At 48.8% G+C, this 19,910-nt stretch carries 25 protein-coding genes; 3 read left to right on the top strand and 22 right to left on the bottom strand.

Going from position 1 to position 19,910, the window contains the following annotated elements:
• Positions 1-4: 4 nt before the first annotated feature.
• From PGW97_RS06925 to PGW97_RS06830, 21 genes are all read right to left on the bottom strand, one after another.
• Positions 5-637, bottom strand: a complete 633-nt coding sequence (locus PGW97_RS06925) for a phage tail protein I (RefSeq protein ID WP_273859433.1) — start codon at positions 635-637, stop codon at positions 5-7.
• Positions 634-1,527 (bottom strand): baseplate assembly protein, encoded by an 894-nt coding sequence (locus PGW97_RS06920; protein ID WP_273859432.1) that lies wholly within the window; start codon positions 1,525-1,527, stop codon positions 634-636. The genes PGW97_RS06925 and PGW97_RS06920 overlap by 4 nt, the downstream gene beginning before the upstream one ends.
• Positions 1,527-1,865 (bottom strand): GPW/gp25 family protein, encoded by a 339-nt coding sequence (locus PGW97_RS06915; protein WP_047885558.1) that lies wholly within the window; start codon positions 1,863-1,865, stop codon positions 1,527-1,529. The genes PGW97_RS06920 and PGW97_RS06915 overlap by 1 nt, the downstream gene beginning before the upstream one ends.
• A gap of 8 nt (positions 1,866-1,873) precedes the next feature.
• Positions 1,874-2,506 carry a phage baseplate assembly protein V gene (locus tag PGW97_RS06910; RefSeq protein ID WP_273859430.1) on the bottom strand — a complete coding sequence of 211 codons (633 nt, stop codon included), beginning with the start codon at positions 2,504-2,506 and terminating at the stop codon, positions 1,874-1,876.
• Entirely contained in the window at positions 2,499-3,029 is a 531-nt protein-coding gene (locus tag PGW97_RS06905) for a hypothetical protein (RefSeq protein ID WP_273859429.1), read from the bottom strand. Before PGW97_RS06905 ends, PGW97_RS06910 begins: the two co-directional genes overlap by 8 nt.
• Positions 3,022-3,645, bottom strand: coding sequence for a phage tail protein (locus PGW97_RS06900; RefSeq protein WP_047885561.1), 624 nt, complete (start codon positions 3,643-3,645; stop codon positions 3,022-3,024). Before PGW97_RS06900 ends, PGW97_RS06905 begins: the two co-directional genes overlap by 8 nt.
• Positions 3,608-3,967: a head-tail joining protein gene (locus PGW97_RS06895; protein ID WP_107193795.1), complete on the bottom strand. Its 360-nt coding sequence runs from the start codon at positions 3,965-3,967 to the stop codon at positions 3,608-3,610. The genes PGW97_RS06900 and PGW97_RS06895 overlap by 38 nt, the downstream gene beginning before the upstream one ends.
• 9 nt (positions 3,968-3,976) lie before the next feature.
• On the bottom strand, positions 3,977-4,480 hold the full coding sequence (locus PGW97_RS06890; protein WP_273859427.1) for a hypothetical protein: 504 nt from the start codon (positions 4,478-4,480) through the stop codon (positions 3,977-3,979).
• A gap of 63 nt (positions 4,481-4,543) precedes the next feature.
• A complete protein-coding gene (locus PGW97_RS06885; RefSeq protein WP_273859426.1) occupies positions 4,544-5,581 on the bottom strand; it encodes a major capsid protein in 1,038 nt (345 codons plus the stop codon).
• Between the two features lie 33 nt (positions 5,582-5,614).
• Entirely contained in the window at positions 5,615-5,956 is a 342-nt protein-coding gene (locus tag PGW97_RS06880) for a head decoration protein (RefSeq protein ID WP_273859424.1), read from the bottom strand.
• A gap of 11 nt (positions 5,957-5,967) precedes the next feature.
• Positions 5,968-7,323, bottom strand: a complete 1,356-nt coding sequence (locus PGW97_RS06875; RefSeq protein WP_273859423.1) for a S49 family peptidase — start codon at positions 7,321-7,323, stop codon at positions 5,968-5,970.
• Positions 7,316-8,875 carry a phage portal protein gene (locus PGW97_RS06870; protein WP_273859422.1) on the bottom strand — a complete coding sequence of 520 codons (1,560 nt, stop codon included), beginning with the start codon at positions 8,873-8,875 and terminating at the stop codon, positions 7,316-7,318. Before PGW97_RS06870 ends, PGW97_RS06875 begins: the two co-directional genes overlap by 8 nt.
• Positions 8,875-9,084, bottom strand: a complete 210-nt coding sequence (gene gpW / locus PGW97_RS06865; protein ID WP_217393383.1) for a gpW family protein — start codon at positions 9,082-9,084, stop codon at positions 8,875-8,877. Before gpW ends, PGW97_RS06870 begins: the two co-directional genes overlap by 1 nt.
• The gene (locus PGW97_RS06860) at positions 9,084-11,045 is read right to left on the bottom strand and encodes a phage terminase large subunit family protein (RefSeq protein WP_273859421.1); all 1,962 of its coding nucleotides are present in this window, start codon (positions 11,043-11,045) and stop codon (positions 9,084-9,086) included. Before PGW97_RS06860 ends, gpW begins: the two co-directional genes overlap by 1 nt.
• Complete coding sequence (locus PGW97_RS06855) at positions 10,954-11,538, bottom strand: helix-turn-helix domain-containing protein (protein ID WP_443147110.1); 585 nt, start codon at positions 11,536-11,538, stop codon at positions 10,954-10,956. The genes PGW97_RS06860 and PGW97_RS06855 overlap by 92 nt, the downstream gene beginning before the upstream one ends.
• Positions 11,539-11,824: 286 nt before the next feature.
• A complete protein-coding gene (locus PGW97_RS06850) occupies positions 11,825-12,973 on the bottom strand; it encodes a hypothetical protein (RefSeq protein WP_273859418.1) in 1,149 nt (382 codons plus the stop codon).
• 334 nt (positions 12,974-13,307) lie between these two features.
• Positions 13,308-13,547 (bottom strand): Rz1-like lysis system protein LysC, encoded by a 240-nt coding sequence (gene lysC, locus PGW97_RS25180; protein ID WP_443147121.1) that lies wholly within the window; start codon positions 13,545-13,547, stop codon positions 13,308-13,310.
• Complete coding sequence (locus tag PGW97_RS06845; RefSeq protein WP_273859417.1) at positions 13,492-13,899, bottom strand: hypothetical protein; 408 nt, start codon at positions 13,897-13,899, stop codon at positions 13,492-13,494. Before PGW97_RS06845 ends, lysC begins: the two co-directional genes overlap by 56 nt.
• Entirely contained in the window at positions 13,874-14,470 is a 597-nt protein-coding gene (locus PGW97_RS06840) for a lysozyme (RefSeq protein ID WP_273859415.1), read from the bottom strand. The genes PGW97_RS06845 and PGW97_RS06840 overlap by 26 nt, the downstream gene beginning before the upstream one ends.
• Complete coding sequence (locus tag PGW97_RS06835; protein WP_273859414.1) at positions 14,467-14,823, bottom strand: HP1 family phage holin; 357 nt, start codon at positions 14,821-14,823, stop codon at positions 14,467-14,469. Before PGW97_RS06835 ends, PGW97_RS06840 begins: the two co-directional genes overlap by 4 nt.
• Before the next feature lie 66 nt (positions 14,824-14,889).
• Positions 14,890-15,555: a hypothetical protein gene (locus PGW97_RS06830; RefSeq protein WP_273859411.1), complete on the bottom strand. Its 666-nt coding sequence runs from the start codon at positions 15,553-15,555 to the stop codon at positions 14,890-14,892.
• 384 nt (positions 15,556-15,939) lie between these two features.
• Here PGW97_RS06830 and PGW97_RS06825 point away from each other — a divergent pair, with 384 nt between their 5' ends.
• The gene (locus PGW97_RS06825) at positions 15,940-16,992 is read left to right on the top strand and encodes a DUF2971 domain-containing protein (protein ID WP_273859410.1); all 1,053 of its coding nucleotides are present in this window, start codon (positions 15,940-15,942) and stop codon (positions 16,990-16,992) included.
• Between the two features lie 123 nt (positions 16,993-17,115).
• Positions 17,116-18,759, top strand: coding sequence for a cell division protein FtsZ (locus PGW97_RS06820; RefSeq protein ID WP_273859408.1), 1,644 nt, complete (start codon positions 17,116-17,118; stop codon positions 18,757-18,759).
• A gap of 80 nt (positions 18,760-18,839) precedes the next feature.
• On the opposite strand, the gene PGW97_RS06815 is transcribed toward PGW97_RS06820, so the two are convergent.
• The gene (locus PGW97_RS06815; protein WP_273859407.1) at positions 18,840-19,076 is read right to left on the bottom strand and encodes a hypothetical protein; all 237 of its coding nucleotides are present in this window, start codon (positions 19,074-19,076) and stop codon (positions 18,840-18,842) included.
• 151 nt (positions 19,077-19,227) lie between these two features.
• On the opposite strand from PGW97_RS06815, the gene PGW97_RS06810 reads away from it, so the two are divergent.
• Positions 19,228-19,878, top strand: a complete 651-nt coding sequence (locus tag PGW97_RS06810; RefSeq protein ID WP_273859406.1) for a hypothetical protein — start codon at positions 19,228-19,230, stop codon at positions 19,876-19,878.
• Positions 19,879-19,910 lie beyond the last annotated feature (32 nt).

Here is a 19,910-nt window from a genome sequence, read left to right as displayed (position 1 = left end):
TTTGTTACTCCAACACTAACGGTATCGGGCCGGACTTGATCTGTATGCCCTGGCGTGAAATGCAAGCCATGCCGTTATTTGACGAACTCACCATTGACGAAATAATCCACGGACCCGCTTTCAGCTGCATCGCTTGCCGGCTCACGGCAACATGCTTTTCCGGCGCTTCCACTCGGCTGGTAATGGCGACTTTGGTTAAGGTGCTGCGGACATTTTTCACCGCGTTGATAGCAGGCACGAGCTTTGCCAGCTCAGAGCCGTCAACCGGGGTGCCGGTCGATATGTAATCCACCGTGAACTCACCGGGAGCCAGGTTTGCTTTGTCTTCAAACCACTCGGTAATTTTGGTGTCATCCCCGCGGATGGCGCTCACGGCCCGCTCGACCGCATCCCGGGTTCCCTTTTTCCGGTGAATATACAGACTGTCTTTGATGACCTTGCGCTTGCGCTCAACTGGCCAGGCGGAGTCCCAGTTATCCACCGACAACGCCCACGCCAGATGCGGCAGGAGGTGCTCAGGGCATTTGTCCGGGTTCCAGAGATCACGGTTTGGAAAAGAAAGAGGCGGTGAAATCACCGCCTCGACGTCTTTTTCATGTTTGCTGGCATTGGGTGGCAGCAGGCTTTTTCCCGTCACGTGGTCACCCTCGCGGTCAGTGTGATGCTTGACGCAAACCCGGCACTGAATCGGTCATTGATGATGTCGGCCGCTGGCGAGGTTAAATGGACTTTGTAGACACCCGGTACCCGCAACGCGGCATAAAAACCATCCAAGGTTAAATCCAGGCCCTGACGATGAGATTCACTTAACCAGACATCCAGTTTTTGCCGCGCCGCCTTCAACACTTCCGCCTGGTCCGGCCCCGAAAACAGCTCCAATTCAGCCTCCACCGCAAACTCATTGATGTGGGCGCTTTGCACCACCACCTCATCACTGAGCGGCCTTGTGCCTTTTGGCGTGAGCGTGTCTTCAACCAACTGGAGAAGCTCTGGGGTGGCCGTACCGTTCCCTTCATGGGACAGCACCGACACCGTCACGGTTAACGTGCCTTTGGGGGAGTCAGTGGCAATACTCTTTACCCGGCCATCGGCTGACAGCGCCCAGAACTCATAATCATCCGCGCTGCCTGCCGTGTTCTTGGCCCGGTTGGATAGCTGTATCCGGTACCGAAACGCTTCATCTGACTCCATAATGCGCGGGCGTGGCGGCAGGGCTTCGGGATCCCCGTGATCAATCACCAGGCGCTCCACATCAAAATCAGCCCCTCGGATATCCAGGTCGGTACCAGTCGCATACGCCAGCATCGTGGCATGCGCACCATCATTCACGCGCTGACGCAGCACCATTTCACGAAACGCAGCAACCTCCATCAGCTTGTAAACCGGATCAGACTCGTTCACATCCTGGTAGTCTGGGTCGAGTCCCTGATAGCGAACAATCCATTCCTGGAGGATTTGTTCATAGTCCAACTGCTCTATCACCGCAGGTTTTGGCAGTTGGCTCATGTCTACATTCACGACTGCCATTAACTCACCTCAATGCCTTCCAATGTGATGGGCTCACCATTGGGTTTGTATTTCCCCTCGATGGTGAGTATTACCGAGCCCGGCCGGGCTGATGTCACCCGAACCCGGGACACCTCAATCCGCTTTTCCCACTTTTTCAGGGCCTGGGCACTTTCTGCCACAATGTCCGCCACCGTTTCGGGGTTACCCGGGTTATCAATCAAATCGAACAGGCGGCTCCCGTAGTCACGGCGCATTACCCGTGAGCCAATGGGCGTGGTGAGGATATCCCGTACCGACTGTTTGAGGTGTTCCATTCCGCTCAGGGCGCGGCCTGTCGCAGCATCCATCCCTTTCATACCTGCCCTTACTGTTGCGAATTTGGCTCACTGGTGTTGGGCTCACCATGGCGGTGAGTGTGGCCGTTAAAGATGTCCCGGTCGTCGCCCATGCTCCGCACGGCGTCGGTCACCGTCTTCCCTTTCACCTGCTCTATCGCCGTCACATTCTTTTGGACGGTCATGTCACCGGTCGTGGTCTGGTTGCCGTCATGCTGGATATCCGCATTGATGTAGAACGTTTTGCAGTTGAGCTCAGCATTGCCGTCGCTACCCAGCGAAAGGGTAAACTTGTGTTCGGCGCGGTTGTATTTGAGCTCCGTGCCATCGGTATACCGGCTGACATGCTCATCGGGCGAGGTGCTCGGTACCGGGCTGGACGCATCGGCCAGAGAGGGGATCACCACACCGGCAGCCAATTCGCCAGACTCAGACAGAATGATCACCTGCTCCCCGACAGCCAATGGTTCCCAGTCTGATCGACTGCTTTTCGAGGCCCGGCCCGACACCCAGGGTAGCCAGGCAGTCACCGCGCCTTTGGCATACTCAACCCTGACCCGCGGCGGCACCTGGGTGAAATCAACACTGTGGACACGCCCCCGGCGAATCATGTTGGCCATCCGCCGCTGCAGATCCCGGACGATATAATTCAACTCACTCATTCGGTACCACCTGCACGTAATCCGCCTCATGTGCCGCCCCAATCTCCGGCGCGACGCCAACACGCACCATCGCGGGCGTCAGTCCTTCCGGCTTGAACGCATCCTCACCCACTTCCACGTTCTGGCTAAACCGAATCGACCAGACCGCGTAATCATCCAGCTCGGGATTGAAGCCATCGGGTTCCGCGCTAATAAACACGGCAGGTTCTACCGGCAAACCAAAACGGGCGCCTTCAACCTTCAGGCCAATGGCCATCGCCGCGTTACGTACTTCAAGCTGAAGCTGCTCATCGGCCATGCCAAGAACAGCAAGGATTTCACAATTCAATGTGACCGCCAGCTGCCCGTTCATGGGCTGGTCATCGGCCCGATCCCAGTTCATCACCGCAAAGAACAAACAGGGAGTGGACAGCTGGGTTTTGGTTTCCGGGTAATAATCCACAGACTCAACCCACTCCAATTGCTCTGCCAGCCATTGCCTGACTTTGTCGTGATAGTTGGTTAAATGAATGCCATCACTCATGCCAGTTCTTCCTGTTCATTCCCATCTTCACACGGCCTTTCAAGTCGGTTTCAAAATGCTTGAGGAATATTTCCGGCAAACGCTCAAAAATTTCATCTTCGATTGAGACTTGAAGGGAGTCTGAAATCCCCACGCTGGCCTCATCTAGCGGATAACGGTGCTTTGTAGTACGCATATAGATAGACTTCTTCCCATTTCCGTATGGAGAAGCAATAAATCCACGATCATACTGCTTGGAAGGTAGTTTCCCCTTGGGCGTAAACCGTGACCCCTTTGGTTTTTTCTTAGTGCCTAGACGTCTCATCGAGCCCTTTAAGATACCTATCGGCACATTATCAAGACCAAACCACAATTTGATTTCATCCAGTTTTTCCAACTGGCTGGTACTGCGAATGCGGAAATACTTGATACGCTCTCGCAGCTTATTCATCGCTCTTGGCTGAAGCTCATCCCGAACCAAAGACTTAGACAGTTTCCGCAATGTTTGCGCGGTTCGCCCAAGCGCACGATTGTAAGCCGCTTTAACCTGGCTTTCTGTCGCCCCGAGAATTTGCCTAACAGCCTCAAGTTCCTCGGGATCAATATGGAATAGGAGATCGTTGTGATTGCTCGCCATGATGATTCCCTAGCGTCAGCTTCACGAGGCCAGTGCCATCAGGCTCTGGGTTCTTAACCTGGTAAGTTTTAACCGTGCCATCAGAAAATGTCAGAGTCACTAGCGTTCTTCGCGATATTCCAGATGCATTGTGACTTTGAAGGAATAGCTCATTGTCTCTATCTGAGATTTGGCCGCCGCCTGGTAACGAACTGATGGCTGATGGGTTATCAAAAATGCCAGGAACAGGGTTATCTCTCCCTTCGATCGTAACGGTCACATTGGCAAAGGTTTCAAAGATAATGTTGTCCGCTTTTTTCAAAGCAGACTCAAAATCAAACATACACCACCTCTACAGGGTCGCGATCAGGTTTGCCAGACCGGCTTCAACCGCTTCCATCGCTGTTTCTTCATCCAGGTAAGGCTTGTCACCGACGTTGTGCAAAACAGACCGTTTGCCGGTGTGGCTTTGAAACGCTTTCAGTACCAGTACCTGCATTTCACCGTCGTCATTTGTGTTGACCTCAGGTGCCGAGCCTTCATCTACGGACTCTCCATCTGGCAGCTCGCCAATACTGACCAACACTTCTGTGTGACCCGTATCCGCACCCTGGGTTTCCTGGCTTTCATCACTGGCCAGATCTCCAGAGTGAGCTGCTTCCGCTTCGGTGCCAGTTTCATTGTCTTGATTGACTTCATCATCTGACTCATCCTCACCGGGCAGCTTGTCTTCCAGCTCATCAATCATGGTATTGAGCTGCGCTTCTGATGAGGTATCGGAATACGGGACATCGGCGATACCCAGCTCTTGGCACAGCGCATCAATACGTTTTTTCAGGTTGTCTTTACGGCTCATTTCGTTAGCCCCAAAAAAATGGGGCACTCGGCCCCATTAGGTTTCACTCCGCTGGCTAAGGGGTTAACCCACCTTAACCACCACCACTTTGTTCACATCAATCAAGTACATCGCCGGGGCTGATTCCGTTTTGGTTTGACGCACTGCCGGGTCACCGCCTTCGGTCCAGTCCTTAACGTAACGCTCAGCTTCGTCTAGGCCTTGCATTTGCGCATCCAGGTCCTGAATCTGGCCATACAGACGGGCACCGCGAACGGAGGTATGCGCCAGGATCAGGTGGAAGTCACGCTGGACTTTCTTGGTGGTACCGTCTCGGTCAATGTACTCTTCATCAACCACAATGATGGTCACATCGCCCAGGTTACCTTTGATGCTAACGGTTGCCCCCAGGTCTTTGAGCGCAGTTTCCAGCTGGGAGTTGGACCCACGGCGGGTTTCGAGCTTGTCTTTAAATGACTTGAACTCGCACATCAGTGCCCACGTTTTTGGATCCGCAATCACTGTGTTCGTCAGCCCTTCAGACTGCGCTGCCCACTTCGTGATGTCTGCAACAATGTCATATGTTTCACGGTCTAGGTTGTCCCACTGTGCGGCAGAGAGCAGCGTGATGTTGTTACCCGGGTTACGACCGGCATCGATCTCATAAGGCTCTTCGATGTAGGGGCTATCAATGACCGTTTTACCGTCATACACCATTTCGGCACACATCAGCTCTTCACGGTCACGCACCGCCTGCTCTTCGATGTCCATGTTCTGCATCACGACGGCGTTCAGTCGTTCTCCGGCTGACATGGTGCCTCGCACGGGCTCACCCGGACGGCGCTTGATGCTCTGGTTCGCCGTCACAATGTGCTTGGATTTCACGTAGGCAGGTTTAAACGTAGAGGTTTTGAAACCCTGATTGCGGTCCGGTGCTGCACCAATCATCGGTGAGCAATAGGCGGCAATCTTGGTTTTGTTCGGGATCATGTCCAGATCGACTTTTTCCGTGGCGAAGGTGTACGACTCACGGAAAAAGAAGCGCATGAAAAAGTTGTCTCGGCGAATACCGGCTTGCGTCACAGCACCCAGCAGTTCACGCGTTGTGTAGTTATCAGGCATAGTAAGCTCTTTCTAAATTCTAAAGGGAACGACTTAGTATTCGTCGTCGACGTACACGGCACTGCCAAGGAACGCTGCACGTTTGGCTTTATCGGTGGTGACAGTGTCCGGCCAGTTCACGAAACCAATACGGAAACCGCCCTGTGGGTATACCGTCGACACCTGCTCTGAGCCGGAGTCGGTCACGTTACGGGCTGACACCGCAATAGCTTTGCCCGGGGTGCCGTCCCATTTGACCAGCGCAGCAGTATCGGTCGCGTCGAACATCAGCGGCGTGCGGGACGGGAAGGTTTCACCGGCTTTAATCGTGGCGCGGGTTGTCACCGGAGGACCAATCAGGAACTCGTCCGGTGTGTATTCTGTTACTTCACTCATTGCGCTTTCCTTTAATCAATACGCGTATAGGATGCAGCGAGAGAATTGATATTCTGCTGCTCTTCGGATACGTCGGCGGAGTTCACATCCTGGCCAAGCGGTTGACCATGGTCCTGAGCGAGCACCTGAAGTGCCGCATCATTCTCGCTGACCGCACTCTTAGGTGCTGAGGCGAGAAAAGCCTTGGCATCCTCCACCGAAATTTTCGGGTTGCTGGCCAACTGGTGTGCCAGTGCTTCTCGCCCTTTGCTTTCTTCCAGGCCAAGAATCCCCATGCAGCGTTCACGCTCGGCGGTAGCAGGATCAGGGTCGGTGTTGCTCTCTGGTGCCGCCGCAACTACCGGGGCTGGTTGCTCTGGCTGGCCCTGGTCAAGATCGGCTGAGGCTTGTGGGGCTGTCACATTGGCATTGGTGTCATTGCCGGTGGCTTCTGCTTTTGGGTTAGCTGTGGTTCCCATGGAGGCTCCCATATCAAAGTTGGTTGATTTGTTTTTGAAGGATTCAGCCATCAGCTGAATCGCATCCAGACCGTTTACGACTTCATCCGCGAAGCCAATATCCACCGCTTCCTGACCTTCGTAGATCTCCGCTTCGGTGGCCAAAACTTTATTTACATCCATGCCCATATACTGCGCCGCCTTGCTGGCAAACATCTGACGGGCTGACTCGACATTTCGCTGCCATTTTTCCTTCACGTCTTTAGGCAGCGATTTGTAAGGATGCCCATCCGCTTTGTGATCCCCGGCAGTGATCAGGGTGATTTCCACCCCTTCATTTGCCAGCATCTTTTCCACGTTGGTGTGGGCCATAATGACGCCGACCGAACCGGCTATCCCGGTTTGGGTGATTAGGCGGCGTGAGCAGGCGCTGGCCACCATCTGCCCCGCACTGGTATGCATGTCGTAGCCCAAGGACCAGATAGGTTTGATTTGCCGGAGCTGGGCAATCTTGTCGGCCAGATCAAAACACCCGGCGACCATGCCACCGGGTGTGTGCATATCCAGCATGATGGCTTTCACGTCCTTATCACTCACCGCTTCGGCCAGCCGGTACATGATGCCGTCATAACCCGTCATGCCTGAATAGGGTCGGACGTAGCCGTATTTGTGCACCATTGACCCGTCAATCGGGATAACGGCAATGCCATTGATGACCTGGTAGCTGCGGTTTTCAGGGCGGCTTCGGCTGAAACTCGACGCGACTTTTTCCATGTCCCGATCAAGCAGTACCACCCCGTCGGTATCAGTCAGTTGCACCACGTTGCCCATCTTCTGGCTTAACGCCGAAAAGAAAACTCGGGCATAACCCGCTTCCAGCGCCAACGGCCTGTTGAACGTATTACTGATGAGGTGTTGTAAATTATTCATTGGGATTCTCGTTTGGGTTGTCCGGGGCGAGCGCCTGCAGCTTCATCCAGCTTGGAGGCGGTAGCCCTTTGGCTTTCCGCTCTTCCATCTCGGCAACCTGCTGCTCGAAGGTTTCCTGGTAATCTTCACCGAGCAACGCCAGCTCTTTCTCGTAAGTCGACAACCCGGCTTCGATACGCAGCACCGCTTCCTTGACTTCTTTCAACCCATCAATGGCCAGACGGCCAGAGCCAATCCAGTCACTTTTCGTCCAGGCATGGCGGCGGTCATAGAAACCAAACCGGGCTTTACTCGGCAGCGTGATGTACCGGCGTATAATCATTTCTTCAAAAATCAGGGTGAAGATTTGGCTGGCAAACCGGTTGGCAATGATTTTTCTGCGCCCCATGAAGTAACGCCACGAGTCGTTATGGGCTGCCCGCAAGGTGCTGTAAGACATTTGCGCGTAGTTTTTCGATAGCTGGGCGTAATCGACCCCTATGCCAGCCGCAATGTATCGGATGATCGACTGCTCCAGGGCTGAGAACCCGTTGTCCGCATTTCCGGCGCTGTGCAAGTTGATCTTGTCACCTGGCATCAGGTGAGGAAGCTTCACCCCGTTGAATTTCACTTCGTTGGACGCGTAGTATTCCCCGTAGGTCATCAACATCCGCTCGATAGCGCCATTCTGTTGGTTGGCCCCAAACAAGAACTCCATAGCCTGATCCGAGCCCAGTTCAGACTCAATGCTGGCGGCATACATGGCGTTGACGACAGCCCGCTGCAGCGTCGTGTTCTGCAAGGTATCGAGCATTTTGAGCTGCTCTAAACTGGACATGAACCGGTTGACGCCCCTGCACTGGCCGCCTTCGGAGGGTTCAAATACATGCAGAAAGCCGAGTCGGCCGGTGCGGGTGTACTTGGGGATCCGCCGCCATGTTTTGGCAACCCCGAAGTTGTCTGCACCTTCTTCGATATAAAACGCTTCCGCCGCGCCATAGCGGTTGATGTCCATCCCGCCCCTGAGGTCCGGTTTATCCATCGCGTAGTTCGGGTTGTTCACCTTTCGGGGGGCGACCATGCGGATGCAGGTTGCAAACGGCGAATTTCGCCGCTCTATCCATTCCGGCTTCGCCATGATTTCACCGGCTGACGCATGCGTTTCTACCGCTTCGCGCATCATCATGGTGAACGTTCGGCGGCCTTCAGCGTCAATCAGGCAGTTGGGATCCTCGGCAATGTCACGGAAGATGGCTTCCACTTCCCGGACAAACCCTTTGTCGGGCTTGATGCCGAGCAATAGCCAGTTAGGCTTGTAACTGAGCCGAAATTCAGAGCCGATGATGTGGTCTTTGTGGATTTGAATCCCGTTTGCCGCAATACCGTTATTGCGGATCACATCGTCGGTTCGGGCATTGGCCTGCTTCATGACAGGCAGTAAAGCGGCATCCACTGATTTTGACGGCGGATGCCAGTCGCGCATCTGACCACCAAACCCTGAACCGCCAGCTCTAAACACCGCCTCTCGTAATGGTGTCTGACCATCTGGAGCCAGAAGTCCGGTGCTCTTCATTAGAATCCGACTCCTGCTGGGCGGCGACGCCGAACATTGGTGATGCCTAATTGCATTTTGAGATCGTCAATATAGGATCTCAGTTCATGCACATTCGCTCGGTTGTACTCCACCCGGCGGTCTCCTTTTTGGATAGACACCGCCATGGTTCCGGTCTGAATCTGGTGGTAAGCGTGTTCCGCTTCATCCAGTCTTGCTTGTAAGCTCATTATCCACCTTTAAGTCTGGCGGCTAGCTCAGCGATGCTGAGGCCGGAAGATTTCTTCTGTTGAACTAGCTCAGGCTCCTGTAGCACCAAGCCGAATTTTTGAATAAGGATGTTTAACGCGGCATAGGCATAGTTCCAGCCATCCAGCGCTTCATCGTAGGGGTGGTATTGCTTTATCCAGCGCCACATCTGACGACCTGACTTACTGTGCTCGAGCTTTTTGTTGGCAGAGCACAGCTGTTTGAAAAACTCATCCCCGGCAATGGCATCATCCATCGGGAAGTGAACGCAGCCCGGTACCGGCTCGTTGCCGTTGGGTGTCAGGCATAACCGGCTGTACAGCCTTTGCTTGATACCATCGGTACCCAGCCGGGTCAGGTACACTTTCTTGCTGTTTTTCTTGCGCGGGAAGTTTTGGATCGGCTTGCCGTATTGGTTTTCACCCTGAATCGGGATGACCCTGAGAACGCCGTGTTTCCGGCTCATTTCATACACGTCATCGGTTTTGTGCCCCATGGCATCCCAGCACCAGAGCTGGACGTCCATTTCGGTCCCATTGCGCTTTTTGTAGGTATTGTTTAGCTCTTTACCGACCGTATCTTTCAGCACCTGGCTAGAAAGGTCGCCAACACGCACAATATGGTCAACCAGCCAGCACTCTTCACCGGCTCCCCATGCCCAGATGAACATCTCTATCCGGTCATCCTGGGTATCAATGCCACCGGTCAGTACCACCGCGCGATCCGGTACCGGATTTTGTTTCCTGTCTCCGGCCCACCAGATTTCGCGACGTGCTTTGAGTTGTTCCCAGTCCAGCTTGTCGCCGTTCTCCCCTTCCCAGAGTTGGCCGAGAATGAGGTTCACAAAGGTCTTGAGTTTTGCCGGGTCGTTTTTCTTGGTCAGGTACTCGCGAACCAATCCAACCCAACCGTCAGTCATGGTGGTGTTGTACGCCGCCCAGCAATGGATACCGACACTGACCGGGGTGCTGACGGGCTGATTGTCTATGTCAAAGAACGCCAACCCGTCCTTGGTCCAGGTGAAATCTTCGGCCATCCAGCGGCCAGCTTTCTCCATCTTCAGCAGGTCGCGGTAATAAATCGCCTGCTCGCACTCGATGCAGCGGTAATGGGCCGTTTTGGCTTTTTTCTCTATCGACGGCTGTTCGTTGTCCCATTTGAATCCGTGCTTGGTTTCGTCAGAGCCCCATTCCAGCACCTGCTCATGGCCGCAATGCGGACAAGGGAGATAGAACCGGAATGTCAGCTCCATCTCCGCCATCAGTTTTTCGATATGGGATTCACCGGCGTTGGTCGGTGTCGTTCCCCAGCGCTCCATCGGGAACGCGGCACCTTCAAGTCGGGTTCGGGCAAGGGAAATGGGATCCCCTTCTTTGCCCAGCTCCCAGTCCCAACCGTCCACTTCGTCGCCAAACAAGGCGGCTTTGGTGATTCGCCGCATGTTCTTCGGGGTAGCAGCACCTAAAATATCCAGAATCCAACCGAGACCGACTTTCTTTTTGGTGGTGTTGTTTTGGTCTCTGGCGTTAAGGAACGGGAAGATCCGCCTGATGATTGGCATTTCTTCCCAGGCACCGTCTATCTCATCAATGCAGAACCCTTTGGCATCATCATCCGTTGGCTGGTAAATCACGGTGTTTGTTTTGAACTGATGCAGTAAACATGAAACCGCTGCCACCAACATTTTTGACCAGCCGATACGGGCCGATTTTTGAAACGCTAACCGGCGGATGGACCGGTTACACATCATGTTCAGGATTGCGACCTGAAACGGCAACGTGACCCAGGCACCTTCATCTTGTGAAGATCCTGAGGCCAGCCGGTAATGTTCATTCGCCCATTGCGTACCACTAACCGGCGGTGTCCGCTTCATCCCCGACAAGCCACGCTGGACCGCCGAATGGATCGCCGTCCATGTAATCTGAGAAATCTGGTCGAACATCAGCACACTCATTTGACGCAGCGGCGATTTCCGCCTCAAGGACTTCGATGGCTTCTGGCGGCATGTCTGGCCAGACTTTTTTCATCTTTGGCAGCAGGCCATCAAGGCGGGAAGTGAGACGGGAACTGACCTGTTGCAAGGTCTCGACAATGATCTGAATCGGGCCGTAGGATTTCTCAAACAAAACCCGCTTGGCTCGCTTCATGGCGATGGTTTCTTTCTTGTCTTCGTTGGCTAGCCGCTTCTTTTCAATCTCAAGGTTCTCTTCTTCATTTTCTGCCGGGGTTTCCGGTTTTGAATCGACCTGTTTTGCTTGCGATTTATAGCTGATGTACGCATGGGTACACGCTAAAGGATCCATGCCGTTCCGCCCCTTGGCGGCAGGCAGAACCCCTTGATTTAAAAGGTTTCTAACCTGCCTCTCACTGATACCAAGGAGCTTGGCAATATCCGACTGTGTGAACTTTTTGTCGGGATTGAATATGCTGCTCATTCATGGTTAAAAACCGGAAACCGGAAACCTCCAAAATCAAAAAAAATTTTTAACGAGAGCTTTTCTGCGAGGTTACACCCCCGTGGTAATTGCGGATCGCCAAAAGGACCCGCTTACCACTGCGGGTTGAGATCGCAGTCGCCCCCGGATACCGATAAACAAAACGTTCAATGGAAATAAGGGTTCGGGGCGTTATAGTGATTATTTCTCAAGAATGGGTGTAGATGTTTGGGTAGGGTCTACGCAAGGTAAACCCTGTTCGGTTACGGTTGGATGAGGTCTCGCGTTAGTTGTTGGCTTTAAATGCCTCATAATTAAGGGCGTCACTTATAGCTTGTATGTGCGACTCTACTGCCAATATGCCGTTTGTGCCACCAGCCGAGCCTGCTTGCTGATACTCAAACAGGATGCTTTCAAGATAAGGTCTTAGCGTGTTTTTCATGGTGTTGTTATTGGCGTTAACCGCATCCCTAAAACCCTTACAGAATTTATCAACAGGAGGGACTACCATCTCGATTGGGGCTAATGTGGTGTTTTGAGTAGAGATAAAACTCTGAACTTGAGAGAGCACCAAAGGATAGCTTACATTAGGAACACTATCCAATTCAGGGCATCCGCTGCATAACCCGACGTATGTGATAGATTTGAAAAAATCCACAGCGGGATTAGATTGACAAGAGCCATCGTCAACCTGAGCAAAAGTATTGAAATTGTTTGTGCTATCCGATGTGCAACCGCGATACTCGCATTGAGATTGAGCATGAACAGGGTTGGTGTAATCCCCGCTGTTAGCCGTATTTGATGCAGTTGGGTCTAGGCACACTTCCGTTTGTCTTTCCGTCTCTGATGTGTAACCAAGCGCTTTGATGGTAAACCCATCATTTAAGCTAGATAAGCGAAAGGAGCTAACGCCAAGGCCATACAAGTCGATGCCTGATGAAGACTGATGTTCTGATAATGAGTTATAAGCTAAGTCTTCAGAATGAACCTCTCCTCCTTCGTCATCAAGAGACGTGATTCTGATTAGTGGGTCTCCATGCTGAAGCTTGTTGTTCCTATAGATGGTGATATGGTCAAAATGCGAAAGGATATCCTCACCAACTTTTGGGGTTAGGTCTATAAATTCCCCATTATTGAAGAGGATGTCATTCTTGGCCTTTTGTAAAACCCCCATTCCAAATTTATCGAAAGTGGCAAATTGTGCCTCCCCACCATTATCGCCATAGGCATTTATTAAAAAATGCAAGAAAGTGTTTGGTCTATTCTGGTACGAGTCCATTAACTTTATAGCGTCGCTGGTGGTGATTTGCCCATTTTGCAAATAGGTCACCTGCCCCTTAGTGAAGGCGATCTCATGTTGAGTTTCAGCCGACAGTGTGGGGAAAGCTATCAGCGCTAGGCTCATAGCATAAAGTTGTGTAAAGAGGTGTCTCATTTCTCTATCCTCGCCATTAAGTAAAGGACAGTATAGGTATGCAATGCTGGGCGCGGCTGTACCAATTGTGACACACGCTTCGGGGTCAAAAATGCAATCTAGTTTTTTTCAAAAAGAATCGCCATAGTCATAGTTTTGGGTGATCAGTTCTGTTTGTGGCTGCTTACATGTATAAGGCAGAAAGCGTAGAAGTTAGCTTCTCAGTGGTTAGTTCGTGACGTTTTTGGAAGACATCGATTAGAAAATTCGTGCCGTCAATCGAACCAGAAAAAAAAGCCCGGTAGTTAACCGGGCAAACTGGAAACAAGTGGACATATTCAAAGCTGGGCGTCAGCTATTTGCTGGACTGCTTGTCTTGTACCCAGCGGTTAATCTTGTCTATCTTTCCTGCACACTGATCAAACGCCACTTTCCAAACGGGATCTCGTTCGTAGGCGTCACCATAGGTGTCGGGCTCTGAATCAAAAGGCGGAGCGCAATCAACCAAGTAGGCTGGCGGCGGGAACAGATAAACCTCGTTAACTTTGGTGATGACTTCGGGTGTAGACGGCGCGCACCCCGTTAACAACAGCATCAGGAGGACGCTTATCCCGGCATTCATCTTTTGCATCTTCGAATCCCTTTCTGATCACGGCCAAATCTTTTTCCAATTGCTTGCTGGCCACCCGTTGAGCCTGGTTCATTTCAACAGCGGCTAACTGATTGGCTGCCATTTCCGATGTCAGTCTGGTCACTGTCTCATTCAGTGAGGCATTGTATGAAGTGGCCACTTCAGCCATTGACTGGTATTTCTCTTTATCAAGTTCTGATTGGTACAGCTGCCTTTTGAGAAGACCAATCTGAAATTGATTCAGCAACACCATGCCGAACAGGGCTAAAGAAACTATGGCCCAACCATTACTAAATATTCGCTTCAGGAACGCCAAGGCACATCTCCGTTTCTTTCTGGCGGCGACTGATCAAACCGGGCAGCTTTTTACCCCCACCATAAACCCAATAATTAAGCTCACGACAGGCTGAGTCATATCGACCCGTCTTGATCTTGCGGTAAATACGTGTCTCACTGCCGTCCCCGTTAAACCGGAATCGCGTACACCCTGTGTTAAAGATAAAGGACGTGAATGCGTCAACTTGGCCCTGGCGTAAACCGGCATCAGGGGCTGAGGCAATGAGACAATGCTCGGATGACTGGATGTTCTTCACCCAATCTTTAGCAATTTGTTCCAGACTAACCGGGCTATCCGGTACACCGTGGGTATTACCGATACCATTGGTCACAAGGCCAGATGGGCATCGATATGGATCCTGTCGGCAACCCTCAACGTTACCAATTAACTCAAGGGCCGCAGGTGAAACCCGCAAGTTACCCAGTGATTGACCATCAATCACAACCTGCCCCACGGATTGAGTAAAACCGGTGCCAGTGGTGGCTACACCACCAGTGATTAACGCGGCCACTGCCGCCACCGAACAAACAATACGTTTCTTCAAGTTCATGACTGATCAACCTCGTTCATAATCTTCTTTTCACGAGCCGATGAGTGCTTCAGGAGTTCATGGTTTTTGTGTTTGTAGTACCAGCTCAAACCGAAAGAAGCGATACCCAAGACAATCCCCACGATTACCCCCCACTCCTGCACAGTGAACAGACTAAAAAATGTTGACCAACCCGCCCAAAAGCGAGTCGAGCCAGTTGAGAGCTCTTCAGCCCTGACGGTGACAGGAAAAGCTGACCACCACACAGCGACTCTCTTTAACATGCTTTTCATTTCGTCTTGCATGATGATCAAAAAAGGCACCTCACGGTGCCCCCTCATAACAATGAATTGTATTTCCTGAATTTCAGGCATAAAAAAACCGCCAAATTGGCGGTTATTAAGACATCTGTACATTTATCCATATTAGATATATATACACTAATATGCCCCACTTTTATTTTCAAGCGCTTTTTTGAACAACGTCCGGGCTAATTGGTCATAGCTAATTAGCTGCGCCCGAATACTCTCAACATGTGGTTGCCAGGCCGACCAATGGTTCTGATAATACCGTTGGCGTTTTTTCCAAAACGACACGGAGAAATTGTCCTTCTCTTTACAGTCGAATTCCACCAGCGCGGCAATTAAGGCAGAACGTGTCGCGACCGGTTGATATTGCAGATCTGAATTGTGATAGCTTACATCGGCACCTGAGGTTTGTTCCAACGCCAAACCACCAGCAATGAGTGGGACCAATGTTTCTACCCGCCTAAAAGTTCGCTCCTGAATGAAAACGCCATTCCCGGCCAACGTCATTGCCCAGTCATGAAGCAAGTGGCTGAATAATCGTTGTCGATTTTCCAGAGCGTTCCAATAAGGTGAAGAGTAAGCAAACAGGCTCCAGTCAGCCAGATGAGGGGATAGTTTTTCAATCTCATCGATAACAGCTAAGACTTTCGCACCGTCTATTCTTGATGCGATCTCCATGTCTGCAGCACCGAAGCCGCCACCACCAACACCGTGATTGTATTTGGCCTTGATACCTTCAGTCGCCATCCCAATAGCCGCCGGCATACCCCATTTTTCGATATTTGTGATCAGCCCCATAATGCCCCCTTCTCCAAATGAGAAGATCATACCTGTTCATAAAAACAGTATCAAACCACTCACACACAAAGGAGCTCTCATCTCAGTTCGTCTCGGGGGCTTTAACGAGACAACAATTGCTGCCTTTACTAAGGCCAACACAACATATATCACGGAAAATAAAGGTTTTATTTCCTATTGGTGGGTATTAATGAGGTCTCGTTATACGCACTCGCTTGTTTTGTCCGAAAGTAAAACCGTGCGCAGCTATCAAATTTGGACATAAGCTATTGATACTTAATGTTAAAGCGCTAACATCCAATCAAAACAGTCTGAGTGTTATCGAGCATGCTGCATAATACTCTGTTAGTTACATTAGTTTAAACTCATAATTGAAGTCGAATAATGAAAGTATATAAATACACTCCACACATAAAGCTTTTTCTGGAATCCTCTGCTTTGAAATTAACACCGACTTTTCAATTGAACGATCCATTCGAAGCCAAGATTACAGACTCATTTATTGATAATTTTGAGATTGAATATAAGAAAATTTTCAAGGATAACTATAAAGGGGTATTACCAAAAATAAAGAAGGATCTTCAAGATCTTAATCAGTACCAAGGAGTTATATCACTGTCTAAAAAACCACTAGATATTTTAATGTTATCTCACTACGCCTCAGATCATACAGGTGGGATATTAGAATTTGAAGTAAATGCTTTGAATGATGGATATTTTAATGACACAAATCTTTTTGATAGAGATCATGATAGAACCTTCAAATTTGGTAATGTAAAATATAATGATTCACGGCGATATGAATTAAATGAAGATTTTAATGAGTATTTATCAACAGAAGTGTATTTTGATAAGTATTCTGCTTGGAAAGCTGAAAAAGAAGTTAGGTATGTATCTGATTTTAGATATTCTGATTATATAATTATTCCCAAAAGTAGCTTAGTAAATAGCTATTTTGAAGACATAAAGAAGGTTAGCCATTTAGATATGGTGTCTTGGCAGATTGAAGGGGATAGTTTCTACTATATCTTTAAATCATATGATTGTGACTCTGGTGAAGAGCGTTTATATCGTAGCAAAAAGAAAAAAATAAGGAGTATTGTTGGGAAAATATTTGGCAGTAACATTTCTTCTTATGAAGAAACATCCGATAATGTGAATTTAAAACTTAAATGTAGTAAAAGTAGCTTTTTTGGAATAGATCATGCGATATCGTGGCGTACTTTTACAAGTAAAAATTGCGATTTTCATCCAATGATAAAAGTTAATAGGGATGCTCTAACTGGGATCTATTTGGGGTGTAGATTCAATAAAGACGTACTCAATGAATCTTCATTAAATTTATTTCCAAACTTGTCAAAAAACGTAATGCAAGCGGAGCTTTGCGGAAAAGAGTTCAAGTTAAATCTCAGTAATATTTTCGAAATAAGAAACTAAAAAGCGCATCGAAAATGACTTCAAACTCTTGGCTTGCGCTCATTTTTCGCTAATTTTAGCCAAGAATTATCCGCATTTTATGCGGGCGTGCCATGCTCGACGAAATATTTAATTTGGAGACTTATGTTTGAAAATATAGTGGAGATAGACACTAATGTTTCTATTCTCGTGATTGGAATCGGAACAGTTGGGTGCAGAATCGTAGCATCAATAGACGATATAGTAGATATTGATAAGCTTTATCTGCATTCTTCACAAGAAGTGCTACATTCTCATGACTCTATTCGTAGTGACTCGTTACTTTTGTCTGAGCAGGTGTTTTACCTAGAGCAAGAAATAATAGGTAAACTAAAAGCAAGAGATATTGTATTTGTGGTTGCTGGTCTTGGTGGAGAAACGGGCAGTGTTGTTGCACCATATATTACCAGATTAGCAAAACAGCGAGGCATACTTTGTGTGGGGTTGTGCTCGTTTCCATTCGAATTTGAGGGACGTTACAAAAAGAAGCGCTCTCAACAAGCCTATTTGTCGCTTGCAGAGCATACCGACTCTCTTATTTGTATTGATAATGATAGATTTTTAGATTCAAACCTAAAAAACAAAGATCTTCAAGGGGTTAGTGATATCTTCTATGATTCAAACAATCACTTTAAAGCTGTAATCAAGGGTCTCACAGAGCTATTAACTAGACCTGGAATGATTAATGTAGACCTTGTAGACATTCGGACGATATTTGGTGATATGGGTTTGGCAACTGTTGGTTATGCGATTGACCAAGGCGAAGAGCGGTCAGCTACTGCCGTAGCCAACTTGTTAAGTTCTCCAGCATTGAGTAATTATCAATTACAGGAAGCTAGAGGATGCCTCATCAATATTACCGCTGGGCTTGATATGCGGCTAGATGAGTTTGAGGTTGTAGGTATCGCTGTTAAAGACATAATGGGTGATAATGCTACAGTTGTAATTGGTACATCTTTAGAAACTGAAATGGTTGATACTATGGGGGTGACAGTAATCATAACTGGACTTCCAGAATTGCCAATTGATAAAAACATTTCACAAGATCTATTTGATATGGTGACGCTGTCAAAGTCGATCGCTTTTGAGCCACATCAAGCGAGTGCAGGATTGTCAATATTGTCTTACTTCAATGAGTTTCTTCATCAACAATACGCTGGTATTGAAGCAAAAGTTAGTATTAGGCAAGAAGGTAGCAAAATCACACTCATTGTTGAAACAGCTTCAGGTGAAGTCGAAAAAATCGAAAAGTCACTATATGAGTTTGGTTTAGTGGTCATTAAGGAAAAATTGCCTTGTGATGTACTTGAATCGAGTGTCGATATTGAAAAACTCCAGATGAAGCTTGAATTTGCAGAGCTTGAATTGAAACAAAATGCAAGACTTATAGCAAGCTATGAAACAGTAGCTGGTGAGTACCGGCAACGCATTACTTCATTAGAAGATCGTGTTGGAGAATTGCAAAAAGTCATTTGTGATAGCTTAGTGACATCTCAGGAATTACAAAAAATGCAATTGAATAATAACGATCAACTACCTTTAGAGTTGGTTACTCTACTCAAGAAATATGGGGCATCCGAAATGACTCAAGATGTTAAAGATTCAATTGAGCTCAAAGTACGTAGAGAAATTACTACGCAAGAGCAAGCAAGCAAGTTAAGAGCTTTAGCTGAGAATACGTTCTATGGCGTAACTGGAAATTCAATGTATACATTATTAACGAGTATATTAGCTACGCTGCCACGTTAATATGCATATAACGCGGTCAAATTGACCTCCCCCTGTTGTCAACAACAGTGTTAAGTAATCCAAGGGCTGGGACTGCCGCTCTACATTCGGTTTTGTTCCTGACTCTTGATGCCATGATTTGGCGTATGGCCAAACTTACCTAGCTCTCGTGCGCAGTAATGGGAAGCCTCTCCTGCTCCCATCCCGGTGATAGCAGGCGGGATGTTGGCAAAAGTCGAGAGAGCTTTTGATCGCTCTATTGTTTTGTGGATCAACACATCACCTTGGATACTGAAGCTATATTTGGCTAAATCAATGCTATTGACAGATCGTGGCATTGTGACCTCCAGTGATATCGTGTTCGGGCTTACCAAGTGCGGCAAAGTCCAATGAGGGAGAGTCCATCATTTGTTATGTTCTCTTCGTCGAGCAATCGACTAGCTATCAACCTGATGTTAGGATTCAAAGCTTTTAAGATCTAATTATCATATGGATACCTTTTTTGATGCAGAGTTCTTCATATCTAACTCTCTGCATGTTCTCGTTACATTATTTGTACTTACATTGCTCTTTCATATTCCGCTTTTTTTTGGCAAAAACCTCACCAAGGCTGGTTGGAAGAAGGTTGATTATATATGGCTTTCGGTAGCGGCAGTTGCATTGATAGGATCGGCTTCAGAAGTTAGAACTTTTGTTGCGGGAAACTGGTTGCAACATGAGAAACGATTGGCAACGACCAGCTTAAAAAGTTTGACTTACTTCACACTCTCCGTTAATGAGGCGAATGTATGCACAACTTTTAAGCTAAAGCTAAAACCTGAGGAATCTAAAGCTTGTATGTGGTTTTCAGATACAGGCGCTTATCTGGCATCTCTAGATTCAGAGTCCATCCCAGAGCTTCAAATACAACCTTATGTGCAGTTATCTAAAGGTGATTGGCTCTATCAGGATTATGATCAGTTTTCAACACTACTTAATATTTATGAGATGGATTACTCTCGTGTTCAAAAAACATCAAAAGCTGTTGGTAAGTCTTCTACTGAGATATTTTTATGGTATCTCAGTCCATTCTTACTTTGTATTTCGCTAGCAATAAGGCTCACAAAAGTAACCGGTGAAGTGATGCTGGAACAATCATAACAAGACCACCAAGATGCCCCTAAAATCCCCCG

Source organism: Photobacterium sp. GSS17 (assembly GCF_028621875.1).
GTDB lineage: Bacteria > Pseudomonadota > Gammaproteobacteria > Enterobacterales > Vibrionaceae > Photobacterium > Photobacterium ganghwense.
This window is presented reverse-complemented; position numbering and strand designations above follow the sequence as displayed.